This is a genomic window from Methylibium sp., from assembly GCF_031393925.1.
Classification (GTDB): domain Bacteria; phylum Pseudomonadota; class Gammaproteobacteria; order Burkholderiales; family Burkholderiaceae_C; genus Methylibium.
In genome coordinates this window covers 1-7,191 of sequence record NZ_JANMWL010000244.1, presented here as the reverse complement: position 1 = coordinate 7,191, position 7,191 = coordinate 1, and the positions used below count along the sequence as shown (strand labels likewise).

Below are 7,191 nucleotides of genomic sequence, written 5' to 3'. Positions count from 1 at the left end.
CACGGCTCCGGCCCCGGCGCCACCGGCCTGTCCAACTGGACCCTCGCCAGCCAGGCCCTCGCCAACGACTGCGAGCTGCTGATCCCCGACCTCGTCGGCTACGGCCAGAGCAGCCACCCCCAGCCCTGCCCGCAGGGCATGCGCCGCTGGATGCGCGTGTGGGTCGACCAGCAACTCGCGCTGCTCGACCAGCTCGGCATCGAACGCTGCAACCTCGTCGGCAACTCGCTGGGCGGCGCGATCGCGCTGAACCTGCTGATGGAGGCGCCGCAGCGCTTCGGCAAGGTGGTGCTGATGGGCCCGGCCGGCGCGCCGATCCCGCTGACCACCGAGCTCGACCGGATCTGGGGCTTCTACGAGGACCCGACGCCGGCGACGATGAAGAACAGCATCCGCTGGTTCTCCTACGACGAGGGCTTCATCGAGGACCGGCTCGACGACGTGGCGCGCATGCGCCTGGACGCCGCGCTGCGCCCCGACGTGCGGCGCTCCTTCGAGGCGTTGTTCCCGGCGCCGCGCCAGCAGCATCTCGACGCCCTGGTGGTGCCCGACGCCGCGCTGCGCCGCATCCCCAACCGTGTGCTCATCATCCATGGCCGCGACGACGCGGTGGTGCCGCTGTCGGGCAGCCTGCACCTGCTGCAGCACCTGACGCATGTGCAGCTGCACATCGTCGGCCGCTGCAACCACTGGACGCAGATCGAGCATGCCGATACCTTCCACGCGCTGCTGCGCGGCTTCTTCAACGACGGAGTGACACGACCATGAGCGTCTACCTGATCGCGCGCGTGCGCATCCACGACAAGGACATCTACTCGAAGTACACCGCCATCTCGGCGCGGCTGGTGGCCGAGCACGGCGGCGAGTTCGTCGCGCGCGGCGGGCCGTCGTTCTGCATGGAGGGCGCGGGCTTCGACGGCCGGCTGGTGATCGTGCGCTTCCCGAGCGCCGAGCAGGCCCGCGCCTGGTACGAATCGCCCGAGTACGTGGCGGCGCGGGCGATCCGCCAGCCGGTGTCGGAAGCCGAGTTCATGGTGGTGGAAGGAGCGGCCTGACATGGACCTCGGCGTCAAGGGTCACAGCGCCCTGGTGATGGGCGGCTCGCGCGGCCTCGGGCGGGCAATCGCGCAGGCCTTCGCGGAGGAAGGCATGCGCGTCGCGATCTCGGCGCGCGATCCGGACGTGCTGGCCGCGGCGGCCCGGGAGATCGGCGCCAGTGCCTACCCGGCGGCCTACAACCGGCCCGGCGCGGTGCGCGCGCTGATCGACGCGGTGCTGGCCGACGCCGGGCGCATTGACGTGCTGGTCGTCAACTCCGGCGGACCGAGCACCGGCAGCGCCATCGAGGCGACGGCCGCCGACTGGCAGCGCGCCTTCGAGGACGTGTGGCTGCCCACCACCGAGGCGATCCGCGGCGCACTGCCGGGCATGATCGAGCGCGGCTACGGCCGCATCCTGGTGCTGACCTCGCTGGCCGCGGTGGAGCCGGAACCCGGCCTCGTCTACTCCAACAGCCTGCGCCCCGGCCTGCACGGCCTCGTCAACACGCTGAGCCGCGAGGTCGCGAAGCACAAGGTCACCGTCAACGCGCTGGTGCCCGGCTACATGAACACCCAGCGCGTGCTCGACATCCAGGCCGACCCGACCGAGATGCACGGGCGCATTCCCGCAGGCCGCTACGGCGAGCCGCACGAGCTGGCCGCGCTGGCCGCCTTCCTGGCCTCGCCACGCGCGAGCTACATCACCGGCCAGGCGATGGCCTGCGACGGCGGGCTGCTCAAGAGCATCTACTGATCGCGCTTCTTGAGCCGGTAGGCGAGCTGGCTGCGGCTCAGGCCCAGCAGCCGCGCCGCCGCGCTCAGATTGCCCTTGGCGCGTGCGACAGCGGCGTCGAGCAGGGCCGTCTCCAGCACATCGAGCGCGATGCCCTGGTCGATCGCCTGGTCCACGAAGCGCCCCAGCGTCACCGCGGGCGAACCCTCCAGCGCAATGTGGCCGCGGCCGTCGACCGGCGCCTCGGCGCAGCGCCCGGGCGGCACGCCGACGAACAGCGCGTCGGCGTCGATGCGCGCGCCCTCCTCGGTCAGGATCAGCGCACGCTCGACGGCGTTCTGCAGCTCGCGCACATTGCCCGGCCAGTCGTGCGCCAGCAGCGCGTGGCGCGCCTTGTCGGTCAGGCCGCCGACGCGCCGGCCGTCGCGCGCGCCGATGCGGGCGATGAAGCGCTCGGTCAGCAGCGCGATGTCCTCGCGGCGCTCGCGCAGCGGCGGAATCTGCACCGGGTAGACGGCGAGCCGGTAGTACAGGTCCTTGCGGAAGCTGCCGCGCGCCACCGCCGCGGCCAGGTCGACATTGGTCGCCGCGATCACCCGCACATCGACCTTGCGCGTCGTGCTGCCGCCGAGCCGGTCGATCTCGCCCTCCTGCAGCACGCGCAGCAGCCGCGTCTGCGCACCCGTGCTCAGCTCGCCCACCTCGTCGAGGAACAGCGTGCCACCATCGGCGCGCTCGAAGCGACCAGCGCGCGACTGGTGCGCGCCGGTGAACGCGCCCTTCTCGACGCCGAACAGCTCGCTCTCGAGCAGGTCGGTCGGCAAGGCCGCGCAGTTCAGCGCCACGAAGGCCTGTGCCGCGCGCGGGCTGGCATGGTGCAGCGCGCGCGCGAACATCTCCTTGCCGACGCCGGTCTCGCCGAGCAGCAGCACCGTCGTCGGCGTGCCGGCGGCGCGCTCGGCCAGCGCCCAGGCAGCACGGAAAGCCGGCGAGCGGCCGATCAGCTCATGCGGCAGCACCTGCGGGTCCACCGCGCGCTGCAGCACGGTAACCTGGCTGCGCAGCGCGACGATCTCCTCGACCACGGAGTCGGGCTGGTAATAGCGCAGCTCGTCGTCGGCGTCGCCGTTCCAGTCCTCCAGCGGCATGCCGATCACGCGGCAACCGGTGGTGCTGCCGCACTCGACCTCCTTGTGCAGCACGAAGCGGCCGATCAGCCGCGACACGAAACCCGAGGAATGGCCGCTCTCGACCCAGCACACCGGTCCCTCGTGGCCGCCGAAGTCGCGATCGTGCACATGCGCCTCGATCGAGTGGTTCCAGCGGCAGTCGGTGAAGTAGTGGCGACGCCCGATGTCGATCTCGACCGCGGTGGGCTCCACCTTCATGATCCCTTCGACCGAGCGCAGCAGCATGCCCAGACGCAGCAGCTCGCAGTCGGGCACACCCGGGTAGCGACGCAGCATCATCTCGGCATCGCGCTGCCCCGACGCGAAGGCCATGCGCGTGAGCACGCCGCGCGCGCGCTCCCAGCCCAGCGTTTCGATCAACTGACGGCGCAGCGAACCGAGCGCCGACGAGTGCATCAGCAGCATGCGCTCCTCGCCGAGCCAGATCTGCGCCTCGTCGAACGCGAAGTGCACGCTCGCGGCGAGGTCTTCGATGCCCGAACTACCGGGGGCCCAACCCAGCGGCATGGCGGGCTTGGCCGGTTTCATGCCCTTGCTCCTCATGGCCGCTGGTCGCGGCAGTCGCGTTGGGCACCATTCTGGGTCATCGACCCGCCCCCGGCGGGCGGTACTTGCCCGCTGACGGGGGCGCGCCCGCTCAGGCGATCGCGCGCACCACGCCGCCGTCGACGCGCAACGCGGCCCCGGTGGTGGCCGAGGCACGTTCGCTGCACACGTAGGCGATCATCGAGGCGACCTCGTCGGGCGTCGCGAAGCGCTGGATCAGCGACGACGGCCGCGCGCTGCGGAAGAACTCGCGCTCGAAGGCGGCCGCATCCAGACCCTGCCCTGCCGCCACCTGGGCGACGAAATCGGCCACGCCCTCGGACGCGGTCGGTCCCGGCAGCACGCTGTTGACGGTGACGCCGGTGCCGGCCAGCGTCTCGGCCAGCCCGCGCGCGACGGCCAGCTGGGCGGTCTTGGTCATGCCGTAGTGGATCATCTCGGTCGGGATCTGCAGCGCCGATTCGCTCGACACGAACACGATGCGGCCCCAGTTGCGCGCGCGCATGCCGGCCACATACTGCCGCGCCAGGCGCACGCCGCTGAGCACGTTGACCTCGAAGAAGCGCCGCCAGTCCTCGTCGGGAATCTGCTCGAAGGGCTTGGGCTCGAAGATGCCGAGGTTGTTGACGAGGATGTCGGCCGCCGGCAGCTGCGCGACCAGAAGCTCGAAGCCTTCCGCGCTGCCGAGGGTGAGGCCAGCCCCCGAGCCCGTCCGGCGGCAAGGACTGCCCCGCCCCTCGGGGGCGGGGTGAGGGGTGGGGTCAACGCTCGAGCTCAGGGCCTGGTCGGTCAATCGCCTGGCGGGGCTGTGGCTGCGGACCGCGCTGCTGCCGGGGTGCCACTGCAACCTCCCTTTGCCGCTGGCGCACCACCTCCTGCACGAAGGGCGCACCTCGCACGAAGCGGGCGACGTGCTCGGCAAGCTTGCGGTCATCAGGACTCTCGGAGGCCACGAGCGCCTTGATGATGTACGCCCAGCCCTTCATGGCGTCGGCTCGGCTGTCCCAGTAGCGCTGGCCGGTCTTCGCCGCGACGCCGGTCTGGCGCAGGCGACCTTCCTGCTTGGCTTTCACGCGCCATAGCGGATCGAAGTTGCGGTTCTCACCGCGCGTGGCTTGCCGCATGGCCTCGGCTTCGACGCCCCAGCCTCGCAGCTTCTCGGCGAACGTCTCTCGCCAACGGTGAAGGTCGGTCTTGCGCGGGTTCAGGCTCACCGATCGTTTCAACTTTCTGCTGCGGCTCGCATCGCTTTGGCTTGGTCGGCCAGTTTCCGGCGGCGACGAGTCACCATCTCTTTCCGACTCTTCTTTCTGTCCGAAAAACGTGCTATTTTTCGGACATGAAAGCCGCCACTTCGTCTTCGCCCACCGGCATCACGCGGGATACCCGGCCTAGGCGCACTGTCGATTCGAGCATCGACGCCGCCATCTCACGCAAGGTGCGCCGCGCGAAGCCCGGCACCGTGTTCACACCGGCGCTGTTTGCGGGCCTGGGTGGCCGCGCTGCGGTCGACAAGGCCTTACAGCGATTGGTCGCGCGCGACGAACTGCGCCGACTCTCGCGAGGGCTGTACGACAAGCCTCGGCACGACCCGCTGCTCGGCACCTTGTGGCCGTCGGTCGATGCCGTGGTCGCGGCACTCACCGGCAAGGACAAGCTGCGACTGCAGCCGACAGGGGCCTATGCAGCCAACCTGCTCGGACTGTCCGACCAGGTGCCTGCACGCGTCGAGTTCCTGACCGACGGCACCAGCCGTACCGTCAAGGCGGGGCCGATGCAGATCGTGCTGAAGCGGACCACGCCACGCCAGATGGCCGCGGCGGGACGCACCAGCGGCCTGGTGATCCAGGCGCTGCGCAGCCTTGGGCCAGAGCACGTGACACCGCAACGGCTAGAGAAGCTCAAGCGAAGTGTTCCCGCAGCCGAACGCCGGACCTTGCTGGACGATCTGAGCTTGGCGCCGGGGTGGATGCAGCCCACCCTGCGCGCCCTGGCCGCGGACAGGTAGCACGATGGCAAGGCTCGCATCGCAGTTCGTAGCGCTTCCACCCGAGCGACGGGAACTCGCGTTCACGCAGACGGCCGCTCGCATGGCCGTATCGAGCGTGATGGTCGAGAAGGACTTTTGGGTCAGCTGGCTGCTGGGGCTGCTCTTCGCGGACCCTGCCCTGGCGCCCCATCTCGTGTTCAAGGGCGGAACGTCACTGTCCAAGGTCTACGGCGTGATCGACCGCTTCTCCGAGGACATCGACCTGTCGATGTCGCCGGCCTTTGTGGGCGCGGACGAATCGGTCTTCGCCGCCTTGAAGAGTCGAACACGGCGTGATGCAGCGCTGGCACAGATGCAGGCTCAATGTGGTGAGCAGACCCGCAACGTCCTGATGCCGCGACTCGAACAGGCCATCGTCGAACACCTCGGTCGCCGCCCGAGAGGTGCATCGTGGCTGCGCTACCAGGACGACGCTGTCGCGCGCTCGACAGTCGTGCACTTCGAGTACCCGACGGCATCCGAGGCCGGCTTTGAGTACCTGCGCCGCGAAGTGAAGCTCGAACTGGGATCACTGACCGACCAGCGGCCCACCGAGCAGCACGCGGTACGCCCCTGGGTCGTCGATGACTTCCCCGCAGCCTTCCCCGATTGGCAGTGCCAGGTGACTGCGCTCGAACTGGCGCGCACGTTCTGGGAGAAGGCCACCATCCTGCACGCTGAGCACCATCGCCCCGCGGACCAGGCCACACCCGATCGCTACGCGCGGCACTATGCCGACATGGAGCGCTTGCTTCGCCATCCCGACGCCACCGCGATGCTTGCAGACCATGCGCTGTGCGAGCGTGTTGTCGAGTGGAAGAGCCGCGTGTTTGCGCGCCAGTGGGCGCGCTACGACTTGGCCCGGCCAGGCACGTTTCGATTGGTGCCCACCGAGGAACGGCTCACTGCCCTGGCGCGCGACTACGCGCAGATGCTCGCCATGTTCATCGCTGCACCGCCAGAGTTTGGGGTCGTGATGGCCCGTCTTGCCGAGGCCGAGCGTACGTTGAACGCGTCCGGCGCCTCCTGATCACCGTGACGCGAACCGTGGCAGCCAGGATGAGCGGCATTCGCCCTAAAACTGGCACCAGACTGGCACCAGCACAAAAGCGACTCACTAATGTTAGTAACCCCTACCGCGAAAAAACCAGCAAAACTGGTAGGCCGTGTTGGACTTGAACCAACGACCAAAGGATTATGAGTCCTCTGCTCTAACCAACTGAGCTAACGGCCCACAGCCGGCGATTGTAGGCAGTGGGCGCTCGGCGTCGGGTCGGCTGCTTCGTGCGTGCCACTTCTTGCGGCTACTTCGAACTCAACGCATTGCTCACCAGCCGCGAGGTGATGTCGACGATCTGGATCATGCGGTCGTAGGCCATACGCGTCGGGCCGATCACGCCGAGCGTGCCCACCACCTGGCCGTCGACTTCGTAGGGTGCCGACACGATGGACAGTTCCTCGAACGGCACCACCATGCTCTCGCCGCCGATGTAGATGCGCACACCTTCGGCCCGGCTGCTGACTTCGAGCAGGCGCATCAGTTGGGTCTTCTGTTCGAACAGGTCGAACAGCTTGCGCAGGCTGCCCATGTCGCTGGAAAAATCCTGCACGGTCAGCAGGTTGCGCTCGCCCGAAATCACCACTTGCTCCTGG

Annotated in this window: 8 protein-coding genes, 1 tRNA gene and 1 pseudogene; 5 read left to right on the top strand and 5 right to left on the bottom strand. The window is 68.9% G+C overall.

The genetic code is table 11. The annotated features are described in order from the left end of the window. From RMO12_RS12920 to RMO12_RS12910, 3 genes are all read left to right on the top strand, one after another. A partial coding sequence (locus RMO12_RS12920) for an alpha/beta fold hydrolase (RefSeq protein WP_309639597.1) occupies positions 1-768 on the top strand: 768 nt, incomplete at its 5' end. Further along, positions 765-1,055: a DUF1330 domain-containing protein gene (locus RMO12_RS12915; RefSeq protein ID WP_309639596.1), complete on the top strand. Its 291-nt coding sequence runs from the start codon at positions 765-767 to the stop codon at positions 1,053-1,055. The genes RMO12_RS12920 and RMO12_RS12915, both read left to right, overlap by 4 nt. A 1-nt stretch (position 1,056) precedes the next feature. Further along, a complete protein-coding gene (locus RMO12_RS12910) occupies positions 1,057-1,794 on the top strand; it encodes an SDR family oxidoreductase (protein ID WP_309639595.1) in 738 nt (245 codons plus the stop codon). Here RMO12_RS12910 and RMO12_RS12905 read toward each other — a convergent pair. The 3 genes from RMO12_RS12905 to RMO12_RS12895 all read right to left on the bottom strand — a co-directional run bounded on the left by RMO12_RS12905 (position 1,788) and on the right by RMO12_RS12895 (position 4,723). After that, positions 1,788-3,491, bottom strand: a complete 1,704-nt coding sequence (locus tag RMO12_RS12905; protein ID WP_309639594.1) for a sigma 54-interacting transcriptional regulator — start codon at positions 3,489-3,491, stop codon at positions 1,788-1,790. The genes RMO12_RS12910 and RMO12_RS12905 overlap by 7 nt on opposite strands. A gap of 109 nt (positions 3,492-3,600) precedes the next feature. Further along, a complete protein-coding gene (locus RMO12_RS12900) occupies positions 3,601-4,356 on the bottom strand; it encodes an SDR family oxidoreductase (protein WP_309639593.1) in 756 nt (251 codons plus the stop codon). After that, entirely contained in the window at positions 4,271-4,723 is a 453-nt protein-coding gene (locus RMO12_RS12895; protein ID WP_309639592.1) for a hypothetical protein, read from the bottom strand. The genes RMO12_RS12900 and RMO12_RS12895 overlap by 86 nt, the downstream gene beginning before the upstream one ends. A 41-nt stretch (positions 4,724-4,764) precedes the next feature. Here RMO12_RS12895 and RMO12_RS12890 point away from each other — a divergent pair, with 41 nt between their 5' ends. After that, positions 4,765-5,517 (top strand): DUF6088 family protein, encoded by a 753-nt coding sequence (locus RMO12_RS12890; RefSeq protein ID WP_309639591.1) that lies wholly within the window; start codon positions 4,765-4,767, stop codon positions 5,515-5,517. Between the two features lie 4 nt (positions 5,518-5,521). After that, a complete protein-coding gene (locus RMO12_RS12885; protein WP_309639590.1) occupies positions 5,522-6,568 on the top strand; it encodes a nucleotidyl transferase AbiEii/AbiGii toxin family protein in 1,047 nt (348 codons plus the stop codon). A gap of 127 nt (positions 6,569-6,695) precedes the next feature. On the opposite strand, the gene RMO12_RS12880 is transcribed toward RMO12_RS12885, so the two are convergent. After that, positions 6,696-6,772 (bottom strand) — tRNA-Ile (locus RMO12_RS12880). 70 nt (positions 6,773-6,842) lie between these two features. Beyond that, positions 6,843-7,191 (bottom strand): annotated as a pseudogene (locus RMO12_RS12875) (HrcA family transcriptional regulator); the annotation flags it as partial.